14 protein-coding genes are annotated in these 24,352 nt (G+C 66.4%); 8 read left to right on the top strand and 6 right to left on the bottom strand.

Features of this window, described 5'->3' with window-relative positions:
* The first annotated feature begins 28 nt into the window (after positions 1-28).
* The 3 genes from E2F46_RS16950 to bfr all read left to right on the top strand — a co-directional run bounded on the left by E2F46_RS16950 (position 29) and on the right by bfr (position 1,517).
* Entirely contained in the window at positions 29-640 is a 612-nt protein-coding gene (locus E2F46_RS16950) for an RNA pyrophosphohydrolase (RefSeq protein WP_133323767.1), read from the top strand.
* Between the two features lie 72 nt (positions 641-712).
* A complete protein-coding gene (locus E2F46_RS16945; RefSeq protein WP_133323768.1) occupies positions 713-934 on the top strand; it encodes a bacterioferritin-associated ferredoxin in 222 nt (73 codons plus the stop codon).
* 106 nt (positions 935-1,040) lie between these two features.
* On the top strand, positions 1,041-1,517 hold the full coding sequence (bfr, locus tag E2F46_RS16940) for a bacterioferritin (protein WP_133323766.1): 477 nt from the start codon (positions 1,041-1,043) through the stop codon (positions 1,515-1,517).
* A gap of 389 nt (positions 1,518-1,906) precedes the next feature.
* Here the strand turns inward: bfr and E2F46_RS16935 are convergent, their stop codons facing one another.
* Together E2F46_RS16935 and E2F46_RS16930 are read right to left on the bottom strand one after the other, a co-directional pair.
* Positions 1,907-5,068 (bottom strand): multidrug efflux RND transporter permease subunit, encoded by a 3,162-nt coding sequence (locus E2F46_RS16935; RefSeq protein ID WP_133323765.1) that lies wholly within the window; start codon positions 5,066-5,068, stop codon positions 1,907-1,909.
* Between the two features lie 6 nt (positions 5,069-5,074).
* Complete coding sequence (locus E2F46_RS16930; protein ID WP_133323764.1) at positions 5,075-6,304, bottom strand: efflux RND transporter periplasmic adaptor subunit; 1,230 nt, start codon at positions 6,302-6,304, stop codon at positions 5,075-5,077.
* Between the two features lie 199 nt (positions 6,305-6,503).
* Between E2F46_RS16930 and E2F46_RS16925 the strand changes: the two genes are divergently transcribed.
* The 3 genes from E2F46_RS16925 to E2F46_RS16915 all read left to right on the top strand — a co-directional run bounded on the left by E2F46_RS16925 (position 6,504) and on the right by E2F46_RS16915 (position 11,820).
* Entirely contained in the window at positions 6,504-7,256 is a 753-nt protein-coding gene (locus E2F46_RS16925; protein WP_165967511.1) for a TetR/AcrR family transcriptional regulator, read from the top strand.
* Between the two features lie 47 nt (positions 7,257-7,303).
* Positions 7,304-8,494, top strand: a complete 1,191-nt coding sequence (locus E2F46_RS16920; protein ID WP_133323762.1) for an efflux RND transporter periplasmic adaptor subunit — start codon at positions 7,304-7,306, stop codon at positions 8,492-8,494.
* Positions 8,495-8,649: 155 nt separating this feature from the next.
* Positions 8,650-11,820, top strand: coding sequence for an efflux RND transporter permease subunit (locus E2F46_RS16915; protein WP_133323761.1), 3,171 nt, complete (start codon positions 8,650-8,652; stop codon positions 11,818-11,820).
* A 925-nt stretch (positions 11,821-12,745) separates the two neighbouring features.
* Here E2F46_RS16915 and E2F46_RS16910 read toward each other — a convergent pair.
* The gene (locus tag E2F46_RS16910; protein WP_133323760.1) at positions 12,746-13,408 is read right to left on the bottom strand and encodes a protein kinase family protein; all 663 of its coding nucleotides are present in this window, start codon (positions 13,406-13,408) and stop codon (positions 12,746-12,748) included.
* Positions 13,409-13,494: 86 nt separating this feature from the next.
* Here E2F46_RS16910 and E2F46_RS16905 point away from each other — a divergent pair, with 86 nt between their 5' ends.
* Positions 13,495-15,504 carry a bifunctional DedA family/phosphatase PAP2 family protein gene (locus tag E2F46_RS16905; RefSeq protein ID WP_133323759.1) on the top strand — a complete coding sequence of 670 codons (2,010 nt, stop codon included), beginning with the start codon at positions 13,495-13,497 and terminating at the stop codon, positions 15,502-15,504.
* Here the strand turns inward: E2F46_RS16905 and E2F46_RS16900 are convergent.
* The 3 genes from E2F46_RS16900 to E2F46_RS16890 all read right to left on the bottom strand — a co-directional run bounded on the left by E2F46_RS16900 (position 15,490) and on the right by E2F46_RS16890 (position 18,826).
* Positions 15,490-16,059 (bottom strand): LON peptidase substrate-binding domain-containing protein, encoded by a 570-nt coding sequence (locus E2F46_RS16900; RefSeq protein ID WP_133323758.1) that lies wholly within the window; start codon positions 16,057-16,059, stop codon positions 15,490-15,492. The genes E2F46_RS16905 and E2F46_RS16900 overlap by 15 nt on opposite strands.
* Positions 16,060-16,710: 651 nt before the next feature.
* Complete coding sequence (gene mpl, locus E2F46_RS16895; RefSeq protein ID WP_133323757.1) at positions 16,711-18,183, bottom strand: UDP-N-acetylmuramate:L-alanyl-gamma-D-glutamyl-meso-diaminopimelate ligase; 1,473 nt, start codon at positions 18,181-18,183, stop codon at positions 16,711-16,713.
* Positions 18,184-18,247: 64 nt separating this feature from the next.
* Positions 18,248-18,826 carry an adenylate kinase gene (locus E2F46_RS16890; protein ID WP_133323756.1) on the bottom strand — a complete coding sequence of 193 codons (579 nt, stop codon included), beginning with the start codon at positions 18,824-18,826 and terminating at the stop codon, positions 18,248-18,250.
* A gap of 114 nt (positions 18,827-18,940) precedes the next feature.
* On the opposite strand from E2F46_RS16890, the gene E2F46_RS16885 reads away from it, so the two are divergent.
* Positions 18,941-20,197, top strand: a complete 1,257-nt coding sequence (locus tag E2F46_RS16885) for a 6-phosphofructokinase (RefSeq protein ID WP_133323755.1) — start codon at positions 18,941-18,943, stop codon at positions 20,195-20,197.
* The last annotated feature ends 4,155 nt before the right edge of the window (positions 20,198-24,352 follow it).

The following is a 24,352-nucleotide window of genomic DNA, read 5'->3' as shown; positions in this document are numbered from 1 at the left end:
CGATCGCAGTGAATCTGGAGTCCGCATCGTGATCGATCCGGACGGGTATCGCCCCAATGTCGGCATCGTGCTGATGCACCCCGACGGTCGCGTCTTCTGGGCGCGGCGGGTGCGTCGCGACGGTTGGCAATTCCCGCAGGGCGGGATGAACACCGACGAGACGCCGATCGAGGCGATGTACCGTGAACTGCGCGAGGAAACCGGGCTGCTGCCCGAACACGTGGCCGTACTGGGCGTCACGCCCGGCTGGCTGCGCTATCGCCTGCCGCACAAGGCCATTCGCCGCAACGACCGTCTGGTCTGCATCGGCCAGAAGCAGGTCTGGTTCCTGTTGCAGTTCACCGGGCACGAGGGCGACCTTCGCCTGGACCTGACCGAGAAGCCGGAGTTCGACGGCTGGCGCTGGGTGGATTTCTGGTACCCCATGGACCACGTGGTCACCTTCAAGCGCGGCGTGTACGCCAGCGCGTTGCGCCACCTGGCTCCGTTCGCCCGGCAGATCGCCGGGGCCGGGGCGATTCCGTCGGTCACGGCGGAATCCCGTTCGCGCCCAGGACGCCATCGCCAGCGTCCGCGCGGCACCGGCAGGACCGCCGCACCGCGCGGCGGCCAGCGCGAGGGCGAGCCCGGCCAAGGCTGAACGCGGGTGAGATTGACATTGATTCTCATTTTTGGCGAAATGGCGTTCCGCCCCCCGCCTGTCGCCAACGCCGTGTACGTCTGCCTCTGCAATGCCGTAACCGAAACCGATATCCGCAACGCTGCCACCGCCGGCTGCGCGTCGATGGCCGAGCTGACCATGCGCACCGGCGCCGGCGCCTGCTGCGGCAGCTGCGTGGAGATGGCCGTCGAGGTGTTGGACGCGCATCGCCCACAGGCGACTTCGGGCTTCGAGGTCCTGCCCCTGCTGCCGTTGGTCGCGCAGGCCGCGTGACGCGCGCCGGTCCGCGATTGCGGACAAGAATGCACCCGATTGTCGTTTCGCCATCGTCGGCGCGATCACGCTAGAGTCCCGCCATCCACTTACGGCGGGCACCTCCATGAAAGGCGACAAGAAGGTCATCGAGTACCTCAACAAGGCGCTCTACAACGAGCTGACCGCGATCAACCAGTACTTCCTGCACGCCAAGATGCTGAAGAACTGGGGCCTGCGCGAACTGGCCAAGCACGAATACGAGGAATCGATCGATGAGATGAAGCACGCCGACGTGCTGTCCGAGCGCATCCTGTTCCTCGAAGGCCTGCCGAACTTCCAGGCGCTGGGCAAGCTGAAGATCGGCGAGAACCCGGTCGAGATCCTCAAGTGCGACCTGGCGCTGGAGCTCGAAGGCATCCCGCTGCTGCGCGACGCCATCGCGCATTGCGAGTCGGTCGGCGACTACGTCAGCCGCAAGCTGTTCGTCGACATCCTCGATTCCGAGGAAGAGCACGTGGACTGGATCGAAACCCAGCTCGATCTGGTCGAACGCGTCGGCGTGCAGAACTACCTGCAGAGCCAGATGCATCACGACGATTGATTCCCGCTACCGCCTAGGAAAACGCCCGCGCATTGCGCGGGCTTTTTTGTTCCTCCGCTGATTTCACCAGTGGCCATTGCGGGCACTGGCGCGGGGCCGCAGGCGCGGTGCCATCGCAAGTCGCGGCCCGATATCCGCTTGGTTGCGATGGCACCGCGCCTGCGCCTTGACGTTGATCAAAACCCGCAGGAAAGGCGACTGCGCGAGGGGAGGCATCGTTCGCGCGGATGCGTGGAGCGGCTGGTGGGCGCCGGGCCGACCAAACAGATATCGGGCCGCGCCTCGGCGTGGCACCTGCCAAGCGCAGCAGCGATGCCCCGGGCGCCGCATCGCAACGGCCAGCGCGAAGCTTCTGCATCCGCGCCCGGTCCGACCAACAACAAACTGCACTACTGCGATGGAAGTGACCGCTCGCCCACGAAATCCTTCGCCGGCTCATCCATGCGGTCGCCCAGCATCCTACGCACGGCGACGAAGAACACCGGGATCAGCAGCAGGCCGAGGAAGGTCGCGAACAGCATGCCACCGATTACGCCGGTGCTGATTGCATGGCGGGCGTTGGCGCCCGCGCCGGAGGACAGCGCCATGGGCGTGACGCCCATGATGAAGGCGAACGAGGTCATCAGGATCGGGCGGAAGCGCATGCGCGCGGCTTCCACCACCGCCTCGCGCAGGGTCTTGCCGGCGGTGCGCTCGAGCACCGCGAACTCGACGATCAGGATCGCGTTCTTCGCCGCCAGGCCCATCACCGTGACCATGCCGATCTTGAAGAAGATGTCGTTGCTCAACCCACGCAGCATGGTGAACAGCACCACGCCCAAGATGCCCAGCGGCACCACCAGCAACACCGACACCGGGATCGACCAGCTCTCGTACAGCGCCGCCAGGCACAGGAACACCACCAATACCGACAGCACCAACAGCAGGGTCGCGGTATTGCCCGCGATGATTTCCTGGTACGACAGGCCGGTCCAGTCGTAGCCGATGCCGGTGGGCAGGTCGTTGGCGACGATGTCCTCCATCGCGGCCATCGCCTGGCCCGAACTGCGGCCCGGTGCCGGCGAGCCGTTGATGCTCACCGCGGAGTAGCCGTTGTAGCGGGTCAGCGACGGCGTGTTCATCCGCCACTCGGCCGACACCACGTTGCTGAGCGGGATCATCGCGCGGTTGCCATCGGCCGAGTCCACCGCCGCCGGCGTGTAGAAGCGCGACAGCGACTCCGGGCCGGTGCGGAACGGCGCGTCGGCGCGCATGATCACGCGGCGCACGCGGCCATCGGCGAAGTAATCGTTGACGTACACCGGGGCCAGCATCAGCTGCACCGCGCTGTACACGTCGCCGACCGACAGACCCATCGCCTGCGCTTGCGCACGATCCACGTCCAGCCGCAGTTGTGGCGCATCCTGCAGCGTGTTGGGGCGCACGTTCATCAACGTATCGCCGCGCTGCGCGGCGTTGCCCACCAGCGTGTCGCGCGCCGCGCCCAGCGCCTCGCGACCCAGTCCCGCGCGATCCTGCAGGTACATGTCGAAACCGCCGAACTGGCCCAGTCCCTGGATGGTCGGCATGTTGACCACGAAGATCGTCGCTTCCCTGATGCCCTGCAGCGCGCCGTTGGCGCGCTGGATGAACTCCGGTGCGGTGATGTCGCGATCATTCCAGTGCTGCAGCCGCACGAAGCCCATGCCCACGTTCTCGCCCTGGCCGACGAAGCTGAACCCGGCGATCTGCATCATGCTGAGGTAGCCGTCCAGGCCTTCCATGGTCTCGCGCACGTCCTCGAACACAGCCTGCGTGCGCTGCAGGGTCGAGCCCGGCGGCAACTGCACGATGACCATGGCATAGCCTTGGTCCTCCTCCGGAACGAAGCTGCCGGGCAGGCGCGCATACAACAGGCCGCAGACCACGGTGATCACCGCGAACACCATCATCCAGCGCGGCGCATGCTTTACTGCGCTGCCGATGTGGCCGACGTAGGTGCGGTTGATCCGGCCGTAATTTTTGTTGAACGTGCGGTAGACCACGTTCTCCTTCTTCTCGCCGGGTGCCGCGTGCTGCTTCAGGAAGGTGGCGCACAGCGCCGGCGTGAACCCCAGCGCCAGGAATGCGGAAAACGTGGTGGACATGGCGATGGTGAGGGCGAACTGTTTGTAGATCTCGCCCGAAGCCCCGCCCTGCAATGCGCTGGGCACGAACACCGCGATCAGCACCAGGGTGATCGCCACCACCGCGCCGGAGATCTGGCCCATCGCCTTCTCCGTCGCTTCCAGCGGAGGCAGGTGTTCCTCGGCCATGATCCGTTCGACGTTCTCGATCACGATGATGGCGTCGTCCACCACGATGCCGATCGCCAGCACCATCGCGAACAGCGTCAGCTGGTTCACCGTGAACCCGATCAGGCTCAGGCCCAGGAACGTGCCCAGCAGCGCCACCGGGATCACCAGCGTGGGGATGATGGTCGCGCGCAGGTTCTGCAGGAACAGCAGCATCACCAGGAACACCAGGATCACCGCCTCGATCAGCGTCTTCACCACTTCCTGGATGGAGATGCGCACGAAGGTGGTGCTGTCGAACGGCGTGAACCACTCCACGCCCGTCGGGAACGTGGCCTGCAGCTCGTCCATGCGCGCGGTCACCGCCTCGCCCACCGCCAGCGCATTCGCGCCCGGCTGCAGCATCACCGCCACCGCGCCGACCGGGTTGCCGTTGAACTTGGCATCGAAGCCGTAACCCTGTGCACCGATGTCGACGCGCGCCACGTCGCCCAGCCGCACCACCGCGCCATCGGCGTCGGCACGCAGGATGACGTTGCGGAACTCCTCCGGCGTGCTGAAGCGGCCTTCGGCGGCGACCGTCGCGGTGAAGCCCTGCCCTTCGGGCGCGGGATCGGCGCCGATCGAACCGGCGGCGAACTGCGCGTTCTGCCCGCGCACGGCCGTGAGCACCTGCGAGGCCGACATGCCGTAGGCCTGCAGCTTCTCCGGGTCGAGCCAGATGTTCATCGCGTACGACGAACCGAAATGCTGGGTGTTGCCCACGCCCGGCACGCGCGCCAGCGGCTCCAGCACGCGGGTGGCGATCAGGTCGTTGAGCGCGTTGCGGTCCATCGACGGATCGCTGGAGCGCAGGCCCACCACCATCAGGAAGCCGCTGTTGGCCTTGGCCACCACCACGCCCTGCTGGATCACTTCGGTCGGCAGCCGCGGCGTGGCCAGCGCCACCTTGTTCTGCACCTGCACCTGGGCGATGTCGGGATCGGTGCCGGTTTCGAACGTCAGCGAGATCGACACGCCACCGGACGAGTTCGACGACGAGCTGAAGTACAGCAGGTTGTCGATGCCGGTCAGCTGCTGCTCGATCACCTGGGTGACCGCATGCTCCGCCGTCTGCGCGTCCGCGCCGGGATAGCTGGCGCTCACCGTCACCTGCGGCGGCGCGACGTTGGGGTACGACTCCACGCCCATGTTGAGCAGCGCGATCACACCGCTGAGCGAAATCAGGATCGCGATGACCCAGGCGAAGACCGGGTGGTGGATGAAGAACCTGGACATGGCCGGTCAGCCTTCGGCTTGCGCGTCGGCAGGAGGGGCTTCGGGTGCCGCATCGTCCTGCGCCGGGGCCTCGGGCGCAGCAGGCGCGTCGGCGGGTGGGGCCGGGGTGGCGGCGGGCGGCAGCGGCGCGCCTTCGCGCTGCCACGGCACGGCGGTGGCAGGCGCATCCACGCGCACCTTCTGCACGCCGGCCGCGATCACCTGGTCGCCTTCGGCCAGTCCCCCGGTGACGATCCAGTTGCCATTGCTCGACGACGCGGTCTGCACGTCCTTGCGCGCGACCTTGCCATCGCCGCCCACGACCAGCACATAGGGGCCGCGGGCATCGCGCAGCACTGCCGCGTGCGGAATGGCGAACACACCCGGCTGCATCCCCAGCGTGGCCACCAGGGTCACGTAGGTGCCGGGCAGCAGGCGCCGGTCGGGATTGGGCACGCGCGCGCGCATCGAGATGGCACCGGTCGCCGGATCGACCACGTCGCCGGAGAAGTCCAGCACGCCGCGATGCGCATGCTCGCTGCCATCGGGCAGGCGTACGCTGACCTCGGCCTCGGTGTCGCCGCGCGCGGCCACGGCTGAACGGATGCGCTCGAGTTCGGCCACGCTCATCGAGAAGTTGACGTACAGCGGGTCCACCTGGTCGACGGTGGTCAGCAGGGTCGCGGCGCCCTGCCCGACCAGCGCGCCCTCGGTGACCTGCTGCTTGCCGGCGATGCCGCTGATCGGTGCGCGCACGGTAGCGTAGCCGAGGTTGATGCGCGCGGCGTCGACGGCGGCGCGGCCGGCCTGCACCGCGGCGGCGGCGCTGCGTTCGGCGGCCAGCGCGTTGTCCACGTCGGACTGCGAGATGAAGCTGGTGGGCGCCAGTTGGCGCGCGCGGTCCGCCTGCGCCTTTGCGTTGGCCAGGTTGGCCTGCGCCTGCGCCAGCGACGCCTGCGCCGTACCCAACGCCGCCTGCAGCGGTGCCGGGTCGATCACGAACAGCACCTCGCCTTCCTTCACCTCGCGACCTTCGGTGTACACGCGCTGCTGCAGCACGCCGGGCACGCGGGCGCGCACGTCGGCACTGCGATAAGGCGATAGCCGGCCGGACAGTTCGCGCTGCAGCGGCAGGTCGGCGGCGGTGGCGGTCACCACGCCCACTTCGGGCGGCGGCGGGGCGGCCGGCGCCGCGTCGTCGCCCCGGCAGGCGGTCAGGGCCAGCAGGGCCAGGGCGATCAGGAGGGGACGGGTCATGGGGCGATTCCGTGCGCGCCGACAGGCGGCGGTAATTTCTGTACCGGTGAGTATGCCAAAATAGCCGCCCCCGGTCCCCTGCCGATGGTCAGGGCCGGGCCGACCCATCTTCTGCCACCGGAAAGACCAGGGATCGAATCTGGATCATTCAATGAATCAGGTTCATAATCCGCCCCCGCCCGCCCCTTTGCCTGCCCCCATGCCCGCCCTCGACCGCCGCCAGCGCGAATTCGCCCAGCGCGAGCAGCTGTTCCTCGACAAGTCGCAGGAATTGATCCAGCGCGATGGCCTGCTGGCGCTGCAGATGTCGAAGGTCGCCGAAGAATGCGAGTACGCCATCGGCACCCTCTACAAGCACTTCGCGAGCAAGGAAGACCTGCTGGTGACGCTGTCCACGCGCAACTGCCTGAGCCGGGTGGAACTGTTCGAGCGCGCCGCGCGCTGGAACGGGCCCACGCGCGACCGGCTGGTGGCGGTGGCGCTGGCCGACCTGATGGTGCTGCGCGAGCAGCCCGAGCACTTCCGCCTGGCGCAGTTCGTCTGGACCGACGTGGTCTGGGGTGCCGCCTCGCCCGAGTGCCGCACGCGCGCGCTGGAAGCCTGCGAACCGCTGGGGACCCTGATCGATGGCATTTCGGCCGACGCCCGCCGCCGCGGCGACCTGCCTGCCGGCTTCGCCCTGCCCGACCAGGCGCTGACGCTGGGGCCGTGGGTGCTGTGCCTGGGCATGCACACGCTGGCGCAGCAGGCTGGCCTGATCGATCCCGCCATCGTCGGCGATCCGTACCGGGTGATGTTCAAGCACCTGCACTACCTGCTCAACGGCTATGGCTGGCAGCCGCTGTTCGACCCCGGTGACGACGCCGCGGTGGACGCGCACCTCGCCCACCTCAGCCGCGCGGTGTTCGACGCGCCGTATCCCGGGCATCCGCTTCCGCCTGCGCTCGACTGACCTCGGCGTCCTTTTTTCCCTCCAACCCTCCTTCCCCGGACCTCCCCATGGCCAAGCCTTCCTCCACGCGCAAGCCGAACCTGCCGTTGCGCATGATCCTGATGCTGGTGCTCACGTTGCTGGTCGTCGGCGGCCTGTTCGCCGTCAAGGCGTTCTTCGGTGCGCAGACCAACAAGTTCTTCGACAACATGCCGCAGCCGGCGGTGGCCGTGACTACCTATGAGGCCGCGCCCCAGGCGTGGAGCACGTCGCTGGAGGCAGTGGGCACGCTGGTCGCCGTCAATGGCACCGACGTGACCACCGAGGCCGGTGGCGTGGTCCGCCGCATCGCGTTCGAGGCCGGCCAGCCGGTCCGGGCCGGTGCCCTGCTGGTCGAGCTGAACTCGGCCAACGAACTGGCGACGCTGAAGTCGCTGGAAGCCTCGGCCCAGCTGGCCGGCGTGCAGGCCAACCGCTGGCAGCAACTGGCGGGCGACCAGCTGGTGTCCGCCGCCGAAGCCGAGGAGCGCACCACCAGCGCCGCCACCGCACGCGCGGCCGTGGATGCGCAGCGCGCATTGATCGCGCAGAAGACGGTGCGTGCACCGTTCGACGGCGTGCTCGGCATCCGCCGCGTCAACCTCGGCCAGTTCGTGGCGCCGGGCGACGCGATCGTGAGCCTGCAGTCGCTCGATCCGATCTACCTCGACTTCACCCTGCCCGAGCAGCACCTGCCGGCGATCGCCGAAGGCACGCCGATCAACGCGACGGTCGACGCCATCCCCGGCGAGACCTTCGGCGGCACCATCACCGCGATCGAGCCCTCGGTGGACGCCAGCACCCGCAACTTCCGCGTGCAGGCCACGCTGCGCAACCCCGACGGCGCGCTGCGTCCGGGCACCTTCGCGCGCGTGTCGTTCGCGATGGGCGGGCCGAGCGACGTGGTGGTCATCCCGCAGACCGCGGTCAGCTTCAACCCGTACGGCAACGCGGTGTATGTGATCAGCGAAGTCGACCGCGAGCCCGGCGAACGCGACATGCAGGGCAATGAACTGACCGGCAAGAAGTTCGTGGCCCGCCAGCGCTTCATCACCACCGGCGCCACGCGCGGCGACCTGGTGGCGGTGACCGACGGCCTGAAGCCCGGCGAGACGGTCGCCACCAGCGGCCTGCTGAAGCTGCGCAACGACGCGGAAGTGACGATCAACAACACCGTGCAGCCGAGCGCCGATGACGCGCCCGCGCCGGCCAATCGATAGCAACGGCAACCTCGCCTGACGAGGCTTCCCATTTCCTTCCCCTTCAAGGGGAAGGCAAGGATGGGGATGGTGTGCAGCGACGCCGGATCGCAGCGCCACTCCCATACCCCCACCCCAGCCCTCCCCCGTGAACGGGGGAGGGGGAGATACGCAAGATGAAATTCACCGACATCTTCGTCAACAAGCCCGTGCTGTCCATCGTGGTCAGCCTGTTCATCCTGTTGTTCGGGCTGCGCTCGTTCACCGAATTGAACGTGCGCCAGTATCCCGAGCTGCGCAACGCCGTGGTCAACGTCAGCACGACGTACTTCGGTGCCGACGCCGACCTGATCCAGGGCTTCATCACCACGCCGCTGGAGCGCGAGATCGCCAGCGCCGAGGGCATCGATTACATCACTTCGTCCAGCTCCGCCGGCGTCAGCGTGATCCAGGCCTACATCCGCCTCGACGCGGACCCGAACGAGGCACTCACCCAGATCGCGGCCAAGGTCAACAAGCTGCGCGGCGAACTGCCGCCGGAGTCGGAAGACCCGGTGATCGACCTGCAGCAGGGCCAGCAGATCGCGGCGATGTACGTCTCGTTCGCCAGCGAGCGACTCAACGACAACCAGATCACCGACTACCTAGTGCGCGTGGTCGAGCCGAAGCTCGCCACCATCCCCGGCGTGCAGCGCGCGGACATCATGGGCTCGGGTGCGTTCGCGATGCGCGTGTGGCTGAAGCCCGACCGCATGACCGCATTGGGTGTCACCGCCAGCGACGTGCATTTGGCGCTGCAATCGAACAACGTGCTGTCGGCGCTGGGCTCGACCAAGGGCCAGATGGTCGCGATCGACCTGACCGCGCGCACCGACCTGCGCACGCCGGATGAGTTCCGCCGGCTGGTGGTGCGCGAGGAAAGCGGCGCCATCGTGCGCCTGGGCGACGTGGCCGACGTGGAGCTTGGCTCGGAGAACTACGGCACCTCGGTGCGCATCAACGGCGACGCGGCGACCTTCATGGGCATCTTCGTCTCGCCCGATGCCAACGCGCTGGACGTGATCCAGGACGTGCGCCAGGTGTGGGACAACGAGATCCTGCCGCAGTTGCCGGAAGGCATCGAGGCCACCATCCCCTACGACAGCACCGAGTCGATCCAGGACGCGATCAACGAGGTCGTGCGCACCATCCTCGAGGCGGTGGTGATCGTGATCGTGGTGATCTTCCTGTTCCTGGGCAGCCTGCGCAGCGTGCTGATCCCGGCGGTGGCGGTGCCGCTGTCGTTGGTCGGCGCACTGTTCCTGATGCTGCTGATGGGCTTCACCATCAACCTGCTGACGCTGCTGGCGATGGTGCTGGCGATCGGCATCGTGGTGGACGACGCGATCATCGTGCTGGAGAACATCCACCGCCACATCGAGGAAGGACTGTCGCCGCAGGAAGCGGCGCTGGTGGGCGCACGCGAGCTGGCGTGGCCGGTGGTGGCGATGACCACCACGCTGATCGCGGTGTACCTGCCGATCGGCTTCCAGGGCGGCCTGACCGGCGTGCTGTTCACCGAGTTCGCGTTCACCCTGGCCGGTGCGGTACTGCTGTCGGGCGTGGTGGCGCTGACGCTCACGCCAATGCTGTGCGCGAAGATCCTCAAGGCGCACGCGGAGGGCAGCAAGGGCCGGCTGGAGGCCTGGCTGGACGATCGCTTCGAGTGGTTGCGCGCGGGCTACCAGCGCAAGCTGCACGGCGCGCTGGAGACGCGCTCGGTGATCCTGGTGTTCGGCGCGATCATCTTCGTGTCCTGCGCGTTCCTGTACATCGGCGCGCCCAAGGAGCCGGCGCCGATGGAGGACGAGGGCTTCGTGTTCATGATCGGCAGCGCCGACGCGTACACCACGCTCGACTACGTGGAAAGCTACACCCGCGAGATCGACCAGATCGTCGCCGACACGCCCGAGGTCAACGACTTCTTCCTGTTCAACGGCGGCTTCGGCGGCGGCGGCGGTGCCAGCAACAGCGCGATGGGCGGCTTCGTGATGAAACCCTGGAGCGAGCGCGACCGCTCGACCAACCAGATCCTGCAGCAGGAACTGCAGCCCAAGCTGTCGCAGATCACCGGCCTGAACATCTTCGCGCTGGTGCCGCCGTCCCTGCCCACCGCGGGCGGCGATGGCGGCGGCGAGTTCCTGATCGGCGGCGTCGGCAGCCTGGAGCAGCTGTCGGAACTGGCCGACCAGGTGCTGGCGCGCGCCTACGAGAGCCGTCGCTTCATCTTCCTCGACAAGGACCTGAAGATCGACAAGCCGCGGATCGAGGTGCAGATCGACCGCGACAAGGCGGCGACCCTGGGCATCGACATGCGCACGCTGTCGGCGGACATGGCGGCGATGCTGGCCGGTGGCTACACCAACCGCTTCGCCATGCAGAACCGCAGCTATCGGGTGATCCCGCAGGTGCAGCGCAGCGACCGCCTCAATGCGCAGCAGCTGGAGAACTACTACACCCGCACCCGCAACGGCGACCTGATCCCGCTGTCGACCATCGTCACCCTGCGCGAAAGCACCCAGCCGCAGACGCTCAAGCGCTTCCAGCAGCTGAACGCGGTGGGCATCACCTTCGCGCCCCGCCCGGGCGTGAGCAAGGGCGAGGCGCTGCGGGTGCTGGACGAGATCGCCGCGGAAATCCTGCCGCAAGGCTACAGCGTGGATTACGCCGGAGAATCGCGTCAGTTCAAGCAGGAAGGCGCGACCATGCTGGTCACCCTGCTGTTCGCGTTGATCATCATCTTCCTGGTGCTGTCGGCGCAGTTCGAGAGCTTCCGCGACGCGTTGATCATGCTGGTGACCGTGCCGATGGCGATCAGCGGCGCGCTGCTGGTCCTCAATGCGCTGGCGCTGCTGGGCGGCATCCTGCAGATCGCGGGCATCGAGGCCTTCCCCGGGATGAGCATCAACATCTACACCCAGGTGGGCCTGGTGACCCTGGTGGGCGTGATCTCCAAGCACGGCATCCTGATCGTGGAGTTCGCCAACAAGCTGCAGCGCGAGCAGGGCCTGTCCAAGCGCGAGGCGATCGAGGAAGCCACCGGCATCCGCCTGCGCCCGGTGCTGATGACCACCGCCGCCCTGGTGTTCGCGATGGTGCCGCTGCTGATCGCCAACGGCCCAGGTGCCGCCGCGCGCTTCTCGATGGGCGTGACCATCGCCGCCGGCATGACCATCGGCACCGCGTTCACGCTGTTCGTGCTGCCGGCGTTCTACCTGCTGCTGGCGCGCGAACATGCGCAAGACGCGGACACCGCGGCGCTGGCGCACGGCGACACTGCCGGCGAGCCGTCGCCGCAGCACGGCTGAGGTCCACGCACCCTTTAGTGCCCGCGCGGTAGTACGCCGCGCGGGCGTGAGGCCTTCGGGTCTAGTCATCCTGGCGCAGGAACACTGGTGTCTTGGAGAAGGTCCATGGGGTGGTGCTCGATGCACCTGCAAGCCAAAGGAAAGTCGTGAGGTTGTTCTGTCCGATATTCGGCTTCCAGCCTAGAAGTTTCACGAGACGCATCGAGATGTCCGTACCGCCCCAGTAGCGCACGAATTCTCGCACTGCATGCCTTACGAGTTGTATCGAGTCACGGAAGATCAGGAGCTTCCGCCTTCGGCGGGTTCATTTCTTTTTGCTGGCCCAAGAAGAAACGAACCAAAGAAAAAGGGCCTTCCTCGACGGAGCTAACGATTGCGCGGAGAGTGCGTCGGGATTTTCCGACTCGCCATCCATGGCTCGGTCGGGAAACGCCGCACATCCATGTGCGGCACCCTCCGGGTCTTGAGCTGTCGCCATGGCTCACCACAAGACTTCTAAAGCCGTCATACCGGCGTAAGCCAAGACCCAAGGACTTTTCCCGTCACAGCGGGCAAACATCGAAAGACACTGGGTCCCGGCCTACGCCGGGATGATGGCTGTTTGGTACTTGCGCTGCGTTTGAGCAGCAACGCTGCTGGAAGACCCGGAGGGCGGCTGGCATGGACGCCAGCCGTTTTTCGACAGGACAGGGATGTCCTGTCGAAAAATCCCATCGAGTCCAAGCCGAAACGTTAGCTTCGTCGGGGAGAGGCATTTCTTTGGTTACTTTCTTTGTGCCTGCAAAGAAAGTAACCCGCCCTTCAGGGCGGAACGCTCTTACCTTACAAGAACCGCCAGTTCGCTTCGCAGTGGGCCAGCGTAGAAAGTGACGTGCCCAATGGCTGCTCGCCACCTGTTCTCCCGGCGTGAGCCGCCCGCGCAGAATCAAGGCTTCGGCCCCTTCCCCTCGTTGTCTTCCCACTTGAGGATGCGCCGGGTGACGAAACGATAGACCGGCTTGCCGGTGCGGAACCAGGCGTCGCGCAGCCAGGAGTGACGCTTCAGCACGCGCTTCTCCACCGGCGTCAACGACGCACGGCAGTACATTCGCTTGTGCTTGAGCAGGTGGCGCAGGTCCTCGCGCGCCAGCAGGCGCATCCAGCGCGAACGCCGGTGGCCGCGCGTGGCCAGCTGGAAGTCGATGATCGCCGGGCGTCCGTCCTCCAGCACCAGCCAGTTGGCTTCCTTGGCCAAGTCGTTGTGGGCGATGCCGCGGCGGTGCAGCTCCTGCAGCAGCCGGCGTGCGCGGCGGAAGTAGGCCAGGTCGCCGTGCGGCGGGCGCTGGTACATGGCATCGCCGGCCATGAAGCTGCGGTCCAGCCGGCGGCCATCCCAGGCCAGCAGCTGCGGCACGTCGGCCATGCCGGCCACCTGGCGCAGGCCCAGCGCCTCGCGCCGCGCCAGCCACCATGCCGGCAGTCGCAACCACAGCGGCACGTGCACGAGGTCACGGCGCACGAATACGCCACCGGGGCCCTGCATCAGCGAGATGCGCCCGAAGCTGTCGGATTTCAGCGCGCGCAGTTCGCGGGTGGCGGAGTCGTCCATCGGCGCATTGTACGGACCGCGCCGGGCAGCTCATGGCGATGGCCGCAAGGGGCGTCCGTGCAGCGTCGCGCTGTCATAATCCGCCGATGCTCGAAGGCTTCTTCAACAGCGTGGTCGACTGGGTGGGCCAACACCCGGTGGCGGCCGGCGTGGTCATCTTCCTGATCGCGTTCTGCGATGCGGTGATCGTGATCGGCGCCCTGGTGCCGGCACTCCCGCTGCTGTTCGCCATCGGCGTCCTGGTCGGCCTCGGCGAGATCTCCGGTCCGTATGCCGTGGTGTGCGCGGCGCTGGGCGCGGTGGTGGGCGATGCCACCAGCTACTGGGTGGGTCGTCGCTGGGGGCCATCGCTGCGGACGCGCTGGCCGTTCAACAAGTATCCGCAACTCCTCGACCGCAGCGAACTGCTGTTCCGCCGCAACGCGGTCAAGAGCATCTTCATGGCGCGCTACGCCGGTCCCGCGCGTCCGTTCGTGCCGGCCATCGCCGGCATCTCGCGCATGCCGCTGCGCCGCTACGTGCCGGCCAGCGTGGCCGCGGGGCTGACCTGGGCCGCGCTGTTCCTCGCGCCGGGCTGGGTGTTCGGCGCGTCCTACGATGCGGTGGCCGCGGTCGCCGGGCGGCTGGCGCTGGTGCTGGGCGCGCTGGTGCTGGTGCTGGCGCTGGCCTGGGCGATCGTGGTGTACACCTATCGCTGGTTCGACGCGCATGCCAACAGCCTGCTGGCGCGGCTGCTGAAATGGACCCATGCGCACCCGTTGATGGGCCGCTATGCCGCCGCGCTGATCGATCCGAAGCGGCCGGAGTCGCCTTCGTTGCTGATCCTCGCCGTGTGCCTGCTGGCGATCGGCTGGGCCTGTTTCGCACTGCTGGCCGCAGTGCTGATGCGCGGCGAACCGCTGCGCGCGGACCTGGCCGTTTATCGCTTCATGTACGAGCTGCGCAACCCGCTGGCCGACCGGATGATGGCCGGGCTGGCATCGATCGGCGACGTGCAGGTGCTGGCGCCGGCGGTGGGCCTGACGCTGGCGTGGCTGCTGTGGCGGCGACGCTGGCTGGGCGCAGCGCACTGGCTGGCGGCGCTGGCGTTCGGGCTGGTGCTGACCTGGCTGTTGGGCGTGGCGATCGACATGCCACGACCGCCGACCGCGCACGGCGGTTTCGGGTTCCCCGCGGTCGGCATCACGATGTGCACGATCACCTTCGGCTTCTTCGCGGTGCTGATCGCGCGCGAACTGCCCGGGCGCACGCGGGTGTGGCCGTACCTGGTGTCGGGCGTGGCAGTGGCGATCCTCGGCTTTGCCCGACTGTACCTGGGCGCGCATTGGCTGAGCGACATCGTCGGCGGCATGCTGCTGGGCATCGTCTGGCTGCTGGTGCTGGGCATCGCCTACCGCCGCCATGTCGAACGTTCGTTCTGGATGCGCCCGGTGGCGCTGGTGTTCTACCTCACCTTCGCCGTCGCCGCGCTGTGGCATGCCCCGCGCGCGGTCGATCCGCTGCTGGCGCGGTTCGCACCGCAGCCGCCGGTGACCCTGCTGACGATGGAGGGCTGGTGGGAGAAGGACTGGGCCTTGCTGCCCGGGCAGTTGCGCGAACGCGACCCCACCCACCGCTGGCCGCTGGACCTGCAGGTCGCCGGTCCGCTGGCACCACTGAAGGCGCGCCTGGAAGCAGAGGGTTGGCGCACGCAGCCGCAGGCCGATTGGTCCAGCGCGCTGCAGTTGCTCAACGACAGCGTGCCGCCACGCGACAAGCCGGTGTTGCCGGCGACGCTGGACGCGGCCTCGGAAAGACTGTTGATGCGGCGCGACCTCGACGACCGGCACGTGGAAGTGCTGCGGCTGTGGCGTGCACCCGCGCGCCTGGATGACGACACCGAGCTGTGGTTCGGCACCAGCCAGTCGATGCGCATGACCCGCCCGTTCGGCGCCATCGGCCTGTGGCAACCGCAGCCCGGGACGCACGAGGTACACGCTGGCCTGCGCGCGCTTCTGCTCGAGTTCGAGTGGCGCGAGGAACCGCACCCGCAATCGGGCGTGCCCACGCTGCGGCTGCGCACGCAAGCCGAAGGCGCGGGTTCACCCGATCAGTGACAGCAGCGCGTCGAGGCGCTTGTCGGGGTCGTGTTCCTGCAGCAGCGACTGCCGCTGCATCGCGGTGATCGGCAGCCACTCCGCCAACCGCCAGCCGACCCACGCCGCGTCATCGAAACGCGGTTCGGGCACGGCGACGTCCGCGCCCACCTGCTCCAGCACGCTGCGCAGCATGTCGGCCAGCAGCGCGTGCTGCGGCTGCAGTTCCACCACCGGGTCGGCCGCCAGCCACTCCACGTCCGCCACCACGAGGCCGTTGTCGCGCACGCGCGTGCGCACCACATGGAAGCGGCGTTCGCCGCGCAGCCGCAGCCGCAGCAACCCGTCGGCGCCGGTGTCGAAATCCTCGATGCGCGCTTCGGTGCCATAGGCCATGGGGGTGGCCGGCGTGCCGGCCTCGTTGCCTTCCGCGATCAGGCAGATGCCGAAGCCGGTGCCGCTGCGGCCGCAATCGCGCACCAGGTCGAGGTAGCGCGGTTCGAACACGCGCAGGGCGAGGGTGCCATCGGGGACGAGGACGGTGTTGAGCGGGAAGAGGGGGAGGGATTCGGTCATGGGGGAAGTCTAAACGTGCGCCCGGGATGCATGCTGACATGCGCGATTGGAGCACGCCGATGAGCGACTGGCGGCGAGGCGCGGGTGATGTGAATACGTCCTGGTGATTCTGGATTCGTATCACGGCATGTCGGTGCCATGCAGAGCTTCCGCGCGTTGGCGCGCACGGGTTCATTTCCTTTTGCTAGCCAACTGCATTCGCGAAGCGCATGCGAACGACGAAGCCGGCCCGAAGGGCGAGCGCCACAGGCGCGAGTCAAATGAGACGAACCAAAGAAAAAGGCCCTCCCCGACAGAGCTAACGCTTCAAGTCCTGTTCGACGGGATTTTTCGACAGGCCATCCCTGTCCTGTCGAAGGACGTCGCGCGTCCCCCGCCTCCGCGGGGGCAGGCTCCGCCCGCCGCCCTCCGGATCTGCGTGTTGTGATGCTATCGGGATGAGCGAAGCTGATATCAGTGGCCGATTGATGGCGTCTGGCTTGGCTACTGAATCACCGAACGGACTCTCAAGAATCGCCATGGGGCCCAACGCGTCACCCCCGAGAAGGCGGGGGCCCATGGACGTTGCATTCTGTGCTCCGTGCTTGCACGCGACGATGCGGTTGCGCTTCGGATCGACGCGCTGCAGGCCACTAACGGCAGTATTGCCCGTTACGCGTCCGGTGGTTCCCGCAGGAGCGCAAGGAACCTGCGCGGGGCGCCGTCGAAGCCGCCGTTGGACATGAAGACGACATGGTCGCCGTCACACGTGGTGTCGACGAGGGCGGACAGCAGGGTGTCGGCGTCCGCGACGGTGCGGGCGTCGCCACGGACGGCAGCAACAACCTTCGCCGCATCCCATGGCAGTTCCGGGCGATGCAGGAACAACACCGCGTCGGCGCCATCGAGCGACGGTGCCAGGGCATCGGCATGCGCGCCGAGGCGCATCGAATTACTGCGTGGCTCCATCGCCACCACGATGCGCGCACTGCCCACTTTTGCGCGCAGGCCCGCAAGCGTGGTGGCGATGGCCGTCGGGTGGTGCGCGAAATCGTCGTAGACGGTGATGCCACGCGCCTGCCCCAGCAGTTCCATCCGTCGCTTCACGCTGCGGAACGACGACAGCGACGGTGCGACCGCCGCCACACCCACGCCCACCGCCGCGCAGGCGGCCAGCGCGGCGAGGCCATTGAGCACGTTGTGGTCGCCCAGCAGCGACCATTCGACCGTCGCGATCTCCACGCCATCGCGCAGCACGGCAAACGCGCTGCCGTCATCGCGCAGCTTGCGCGCGCTCCATTCGAACGCCGGGTCGTCGTTCCCGCTTAACAGCCCGAAACGCTCCACCGGCGTCCAGCAGCCCATCGCCAGCACTTCGGCGAGGCGCTCGTCATGGCCGTTGACGACGAGACGCCCGCTGCCCGGCACGGTGCGCACGAAATGGTGGAACTGGCGCTGGATGGCGGCCACGTCCGGGAAGATGTCGGCGTGGTCGTATTCGAGGTTGTTGAGGATCGCCACCTTCGGCCGGTAGTGCACGAACTTGCTGCGCTTGTCGAAGAACGCGGTGTCGTACTCGTCGGCTTCCACCACGAAAAGCGGCCGCTGCGGAAGCGCAGATGCATCGTTCCCTTCTCCCGCCTGCGGGAGAAGGTGGCGCGAAGCGCCGGATGAGGGCACGGCGGGCAACCGCCCCAGCCGCGCCGACACCCCGAAATCCTCCGCCACGCCGCCGATCAGGAACCCCGGCTCGCGCCCGGCCGCCTGCAGCAGGTAGGCCAGGATGGTGGTGGTGGTGGTCTTGCCATGCGTGCCCGACACCGCGATCACCTCGCGCCCCGGCAACACATGGTCACGCAGCCATTCCGCGCCGGAGGTATACGCCCGCCCGCTGTCGAGCACCGCCTCCACCGCCGGATTGCCGCGCGACAGCGCGTTGCCGATCACGACCGTGTCGCAATCGGGCGAGATGTGTTCCGGGCGGTAGCCCTGCTTCAACGCGATGCCGAGCTGTTCCAGCTGCGTGGACATCGGCGGGTACACGGCCTGGTCGCTGCCTTCGACTTCGTGCCCGAGTTCGCGCGCCAGTGCGGCCACGCCGCCCATGAAGGTCCCGGCGATGCCGAGGATGTGGAGTTTTGCCATGCCGCGATTGTCGCCGGTTTGCCCGCGGCGACGGAAGCGCCCGCAGACCGCGGGCGCGGGCCGGTCAGCCGACCTGCTTCTCCGGCGCGATCGCCTCGACGATGCGGGTGAACACCGCGTCCAGCGTGCCGACGCCATCGACCACGGTCAGCTGGCCGTGCTGGCGGTAGAAATCGATCACGGGCGCGGTCTGCTGGTCGTACACGTTCAGGCGGTGGCGCACCGACTCGGGGCTGTCGTCGGCACGGCCCTCGGCCTTGGCGCGGCCAGCGAGGCGTTCGATGATCTGCTCGTTGTCGACCGTCAGCTGCACCGCGTAATCGAACGGCTGGCGCAGTTCGGCCAGCAACTGGTCCAGTGCCGCGGCCTGGGCCAGGTTGCGCGGGTAGCCGTCGAGGATGAAGCCACCGCGGGTGTCGTCGCGCGAGAAGCGGTCCTTCAGCATGCCCAGCAGAATCTCGTCGCTGACCAGGTCGCCGCGCGCCATGACTTCCTTGGCCTGCAGGCCCAGCGGGCTGCCGGCGGCCACTTCGGCGCGCAGCAGGTCGCCGGTGGAGATGTGCGGGACATCCAGGTATTCCTTCAAGCGGGCCGCCTGCGTGCCCTTGCCCGAACCGGGCGCCCCCAGCAGTACCAGTCGCATCGATGACTCCAGATGGAAGGACGGACCGCGGCCAGCGGTACACTTCCCCGGCTGCCGCAGCGACGGCCCAGCTTACCGCATTGCAGCACTCCGTCCCCAAGACGAAAGGCGAACATGGCTTCCGGAACCCTCCTGTATTCCCAGTCCGGCGGTGTCACCGCCGTCATCAACGCCACCGCCTCGGGCGTGATCACCGAGGCCCGCGCCCGCAAGATCAAGGTACTGGCGGCCCGCAACGGCATCCTCGGCGCCTTGCGCGAGGAACTCGTCGACACGTCGAAGGAAAGCGCCGCCGCCATCCGTGGCCTGGCGCATACGCCGGGCGGCGCGTTCGGCTCGTGCCGCTACAAGCTGAAATCGGTCGAGGCCGATCGCGCCAAGTACGAGCGCCTGCTGCAGGTGTTCAAGGCGCACGACGTGCGGTACTTCCTCTACAACGGCGGCAACGACTCGGCCGATACGGCGAACAAGGTGTCGAAGCTGGCCGCCGAGTTCGGCTACCCGCTGACCTGCATCGGCGTGCCCAAGACCATCGACAACGACCTGGCCGTGACCGACTGCTGCCCGGGATTCGGCTCGGCCGCCAAGTACACCGCCGTGTCCGTGCGCGAAGCCGCGCTGGACGTGGCCGCGATGGCCGAGACCTCGACCAAGGTCTTCGTGTACGAAGCCATGGGCCGCCACGCCGGCTGGCTGGCCGCCGCGGCCGGCCTTGCGGGCAACGGCCCGGACGAGGCCCCGCACCTGATCCTGTTCCCCGAGCGCGCCTACGACGAGGCCGACTTCCTCAAGCAGGTGCAGAAGGTGGTCAAGCGCGTGGGCTACTGCGTGGTGGTGGCCAGCGAAGGCATCCAGACCGCCGACGGCCGCTTCGTCGCCGACTCCGGGGGTGGCAAGGACTCCTTCGGCCACACGCAGTTGGGCGGCGTGGCCTCGTACCTCGCCGGCAAGGTGAAGGACGCGCTGGGCTACAAGGTGCACTGGACCCTGCCCGACTACCTGCAGCGCTCTGCCCGCCACATCGCCTCGAAGACCGACGTGGACCAAGCCCTGGCCGTGGGCAAGGCCGCCGTGCAGTTCGCACTGGCCGGCAGGAACGCCACCATGCCCGTCATCGAACGCACCTCGGACAACCCCTACCGCTGGAAGATCGGCAGCGCCCCGCTGGACAAGGTGGCCAACCACGAGAAGATGTTCCCCAAGGGATTCATCCGCAAGGACGGCTACGGAATCACCGACAAGGCCCGCACCTACCTCGAACCCCTGATCCGCGGCGAAGCCTACCCGCCCTACGGCAAGGACGGGCTACCGAATTACGTCACGCTGAAGAACACGCAGGTGAAGAAGAAGCTGCCGAAGTGGGAAGGGTGAGCCACAGCCCCAGACCGCCCCACATGAATCAATCACCTGCAGCGGTGAAGCGAATCAATCATTTGCAGAAAAATACCACTGCATACACGCGGCGGTATTCTTTATGCCCGCGAATGGGAAGGTCGACGCGAAGGTCGCCAGGCTTGCTTTTGGTCCGCATGCCGCGAGCAACAGCTTGTCTCTCAAGAACTTACCAACTTGACGACACGGGGAAGCATCCTGAATATCCCTCGCTACCACCCGCTTTTTGGGTCTATTAGGCGTTGGGCGTGATCCATTCGGTAGCAGGTGTGGTGGCGCCGCCGATCGGACCTGTCATCGCGTCGGACCCATCGCACAGCGCTTCGCGGACGGTAGCCGGCGCAAGCCCGCGTCGGCCCCACCATCGGACAGACATGGCCGGGCTCTCGTGCCCTCCAGGCTGCTTTCTGATACAACATCGGCCCAACAATTCAATCAAGCCGACGCCGCTTCGCGGCGCGGCTTATTTCAGGCGTTAGCGCCCATGAAATCAATTCGGCTGCTTATAACATTAGCTCTCTTTTCGCTTGCGGCCAATGCGATGGCATGCATTGAGCCTCTTCCTGACCACCCCGAGGTGATTGCCGATTCACGAAACATCTATGAAGCCGTAGTCCTCTCAGAGCGCCATGAGCCAGACTTGAGGCTCAGAGTTGGGGGGGCGCGCAAAGGTGTTGCAGGTCGCGCCACCATCAAGAAACAAGAGTGCTCGGTTCCGTCATTTGGCCCGGGATTCCGCGTGGTTGTCATTGAGTTCAAAGACGGTAGTTACTTTGTCGTCCCAGACAGAAGTGCCCACGCTGGGCGCTAACAATTCATTCAAGCCGACGCCGCTTCGCGGCGCGGCTTAATTCAGGCGTTATGCGGCTGTAGAGCGTTGTTCCAAGTGGTGTCGTCGCAACGGATTGACTGACACGCTGCCAGCTTCCTGTTCTGCCGCTTCTGTTCGCTTCTCGCCCTTCGGCAAGTCGCCTTGCCCTGTCGCGTGGGTGCGCCCTGGTGTCGTGGGCTTTGCTTCGGTTGGCTCGTGCCCTCGGTTGGACGTGCCGGTTAGCGCAACACACCATCAGAACCTCGGGCGGCACGCCATCGGCTTCGGGTCGCGGACGGTTCGTCGGGATGCGCCCGTACTGACCGGCTTTCGGACGGGACAAGCGGCTTCGGCAACTGGCCTGCGTGCGCTCCCGCGCCCGGTTGGCTGGGTTTCTGGTACTTTGCCGCATAACAGTTCATTCAAGCCGACGCCGCTTCGCGGCGCGGCTTAATTCAGGCGTTATGCGGTGGTGGAGCAAAGGCAGTCGCATCAGTGATCTTCGGTATCACTTTAGCTACGTTCCGCATGGGCTCCGGGCCGCATGCATTGCCCGCACCGCTATCGGCTATGTGCCGGCTTCGCCAAAGCGCAATTCACTGTCATGGCGCAATCGCTTCCGACGGGCTTCGGTTAGTCCATGCCCGAGAGTCTTTCGGGCAATCCTGCGCCAGCAACCTGTGGCATGCTTGGCATGGCGTGCGGTGTTGTGGTTTCGGGCCCGGCTTCACTCCCACATCCGGGCCACCATCGCATAACAATTCGTTCAAGCCGATGCCGCTTCGCGGCACGACTTAACTCAGGCGTTAGGCAGCATTGGGGGAATCATGGACAAGTACTTGGCGTATTGGAGACGAGGTTGGTGGGCATGGCTCCTTGCGCTCTGCTCCAATCTCGCAGTTGGCCTTCTCGTTCTACCACTGGCCTTTCTCTTTGGAGAGAATCAGCTTGGGTACTGGCTTGCCGCACTTGGGGCATGGATTCTAGTTGGGGCGCCGTTGTGGGGCTGGCTCTTCGAGCAGTTTGCAGGTAGCTCGGCAAGGATTGGCAGCTCGCAGAGATCCGACTGATGCTGCCTAACAATTCATTCAAGCCGACGCCGCTTCGCGGCGCGGCTTAATTCAGGCGTTAGCGCGCACAAAGCGATTTTTGTTGGGGCCACGGTCTCCGGCAACAATGGGTCGCCGCGTGGGACCGCGTGAATTGCGGTTACTGCGCTCGGCAGTGGGCTCCGGAGACGGCTTCGGTCACTGCCCTGGCGACCTGACCGGGTCAACCGCAATCTGACCCTCCCCGGCCAAAGCTACCGTGCTCCAATTTGCCAGCTATCGGGTAGAGTGCACGCTAACCATTCATTCAAGCCGACGCCGCTTCGCGGCGCGGCTTAATTCAGGCGTTATGCGCGGCCAAGCAAACAGCGGTTCATATGGCTTGCCGGTGGCGCTAGGCCGTTCGTTCTCCGACTCTCGGCATTCTCTCTTGGCATTGCCGTGTAGTTCGGGCCAGGTGGCGCGGCCGCCGCTTTGCCCGGCCCTAGACGGTGGGTATCGCATCCCTGCTCTCGTGGCCTTAAGATCGCTTCAACTGGCAGGCCTTACCGACTGACAAGGGCTGCATAACAATTCATTCAAGCCGACGCCGCTTCGCGGCGCGGCTTAATTCAGGCGTTAGGCCCCTAATGCTCCCTCAGCACCTTCTGACAGAATCCACAGAGAACCGTGCCACTTGCCTGGAGTCCGGGCAGACAGGGACGCTTCGTGTGAGGGTCGTGTACCAGGCCCGCGGCCGCGAGCAGCAGCGATCCCCTCTGTACCTCGTGCTCTTCACCCCCGACGATGAGTATCAGGAGTGGGACGAGGAGGATCAGGATTACAGTCGCACCAGCATCCCTGCCGAATTCAAAACGCGAGATGAGCTGGATGCTTACGTGTCAGGCAGGTACAGTTCCGCTTAGCTGCCCCCAGTCAGGCTTACATCTCGGTACGGGGCCTAACAATTCATTCAAGCCGACGCCGCTTCGCGGCGCGGCTTAATTCAGGCGTTAGGGGGCTGGTGTGAGGTGCTTGTGGCTCATGCTATTCGCAGCGGTTCTTGTCAGTTCCGGATGCACGTCGCGTCCAACGGTAGATGCTGCGCAATGCAAGGCCCATGGTGGCAATGTTCAAGGTGTCGGGATGTTCGCAACACCGGCATGTGTCGTACCGTACGCGGACGCCGACAAGGCATGTTCGGACAAGTCGGACTGCTTTGGCATATGCAAGGCCGCTCCTGATGCGGTCATCGGAGCTTTGGCCACTGGCACGTGCCAGCGCAACACGCATGACGTTTACGGGTGCTACAACGAGGTTAAGGCTGGGGTCGTTGTCGGTGGCATGTGCTGGGACTAGTCGTGACGCCCCCTAACAATTCATTCAAGCCGATGCCGCTTCGCGGCACGGCTTAATTCAGGCGTTAGGCCCCAAGGATCGAACGCATGACCCCCGAGCAGTACGTACTGTCAGTCCGCCGGCAAGCCGTTGAGATCGCTTCAGGCATTCTTGCAGGCGAAGTGCCAATCCTGGAGGGGTGTCACTCACTTGCCGGGCTTCGCTGGGAAGTCGAGGTAGAGGACCGTGATCCCGACTTCGTCACCTTCGCCATGATCTCGTCTGAGATTGATTCTCTACCTATTGGAGCTGTTCGGGCGCTTTGGGCCCCTGAGGCTTTAGCCAGACTGGAGCCGAGCATACAATCCGCAATTGCGTGGGCAACACCGCAAGCACTTCCGGCGTGCGAGTCCGTGGTGCGGCGGTTTGGGGCCTAACAATTCATTCAAGCCGACGCCGCTTCGCGGCGCGGCTTAATTCAGGCGTTATGCGGTGGTGGAGCAAAGGCAGTTGCGTCGGTGATCTTCGGTAGCGCTTTCACTGCGTTCCGCACGGGCTCCGGGCTGCATGCACTGCTCTCGCCGCTACCGGGCACTTCCCGGCTTCGCCAAAGCGCAACCCACTGTCGTGGCGCTATTGCTTCCAGCGGGCTTCGGCCAGTCCATGCCCGACAGTCTTTCGGGCAAGCCTGCACCAACGACCTGTGGCATGCTTGGCCCGGCAGGCGGTGTCGTGGTTCAGGGCTCGGCTTCACCCCCGCATCCGGGCCACCATCGCATAACAATTCAATCAAGCCGACGCCGCTTCGCGGCGCGGCTTATTTCAGGCGTTATGCGGCGGTGGAGCAAAGGCAGTCGCGTCGGTGACCTTCGGTAGCACTTTCGCGTCGTTCCGCATGGGCTCCGGGCCGCATGCATTCCCCGCACCGCTACCGGCTATGTGCCGGCTTCGCCAAAG

It is taken from the genome of Luteimonas aestuarii (assembly GCF_004357985.1).
In the GTDB taxonomy this organism is placed as follows: Bacteria; Pseudomonadota; Gammaproteobacteria; order Xanthomonadales; family Xanthomonadaceae; genus Luteimonas; species Luteimonas aestuarii.
This window is presented reverse-complemented; position numbering and strand designations above follow the sequence as displayed.

Bases quoted from the DNA above. Each gene is read 5' to 3' on its own strand.
- E2F46_RS16905 (WP_133323759.1), top strand. From the start codon at position 13,495: ATGCTCGAAGGCTTCTTCAACAGCGTGGTCGACTGGGTGGGCCAACAC.
- E2F46_RS16935 (WP_133323765.1), bottom strand. From the start codon at position 5,068: ATGTCCAGGTTCTTCATCCACCACCCGGTCTTCGCCTGGGTCATCGCG.
- E2F46_RS16925 (WP_165967511.1), top strand. From the start codon at position 6,504: ATGCCCGCCCTCGACCGCCGCCAGCGCGAATTCGCCCAGCGCGAGCAG.
- E2F46_RS16890 (WP_133323756.1), bottom strand. From the start codon at position 18,826: ATGCGACTGGTACTGCTGGGGGCGCCCGGTTCGGGCAAGGGCACGCAG.
- E2F46_RS16910 (WP_133323760.1), bottom strand. From the start codon at position 13,408: ATGGACGACTCCGCCACCCGCGAACTGCGCGCGCTGAAATCCGACAGC.
- E2F46_RS16915 (WP_133323761.1), top strand. From the start codon at position 8,650: ATGAAATTCACCGACATCTTCGTCAACAAGCCCGTGCTGTCCATCGTG.
- E2F46_RS16900 (WP_133323758.1), bottom strand. From the start codon at position 16,059: ATGACCGAATCCCTCCCCCTCTTCCCGCTCAACACCGTCCTCGTCCCC.
- bfr (WP_133323766.1), top strand. From the start codon at position 1,041: ATGAAAGGCGACAAGAAGGTCATCGAGTACCTCAACAAGGCGCTCTAC.
- E2F46_RS16930 (WP_133323764.1), bottom strand. From the start codon at position 6,304: ATGACCCGTCCCCTCCTGATCGCCCTGGCCCTGCTGGCCCTGACCGCC.
- E2F46_RS16920 (WP_133323762.1), top strand. From the start codon at position 7,304: ATGGCCAAGCCTTCCTCCACGCGCAAGCCGAACCTGCCGTTGCGCATG.
- mpl (WP_133323757.1), bottom strand. From the start codon at position 18,183: ATGGCAAAACTCCACATCCTCGGCATCGCCGGGACCTTCATGGGCGGC.
- E2F46_RS16885 (WP_133323755.1), top strand. From the start codon at position 18,941: ATGGCTTCCGGAACCCTCCTGTATTCCCAGTCCGGCGGTGTCACCGCC.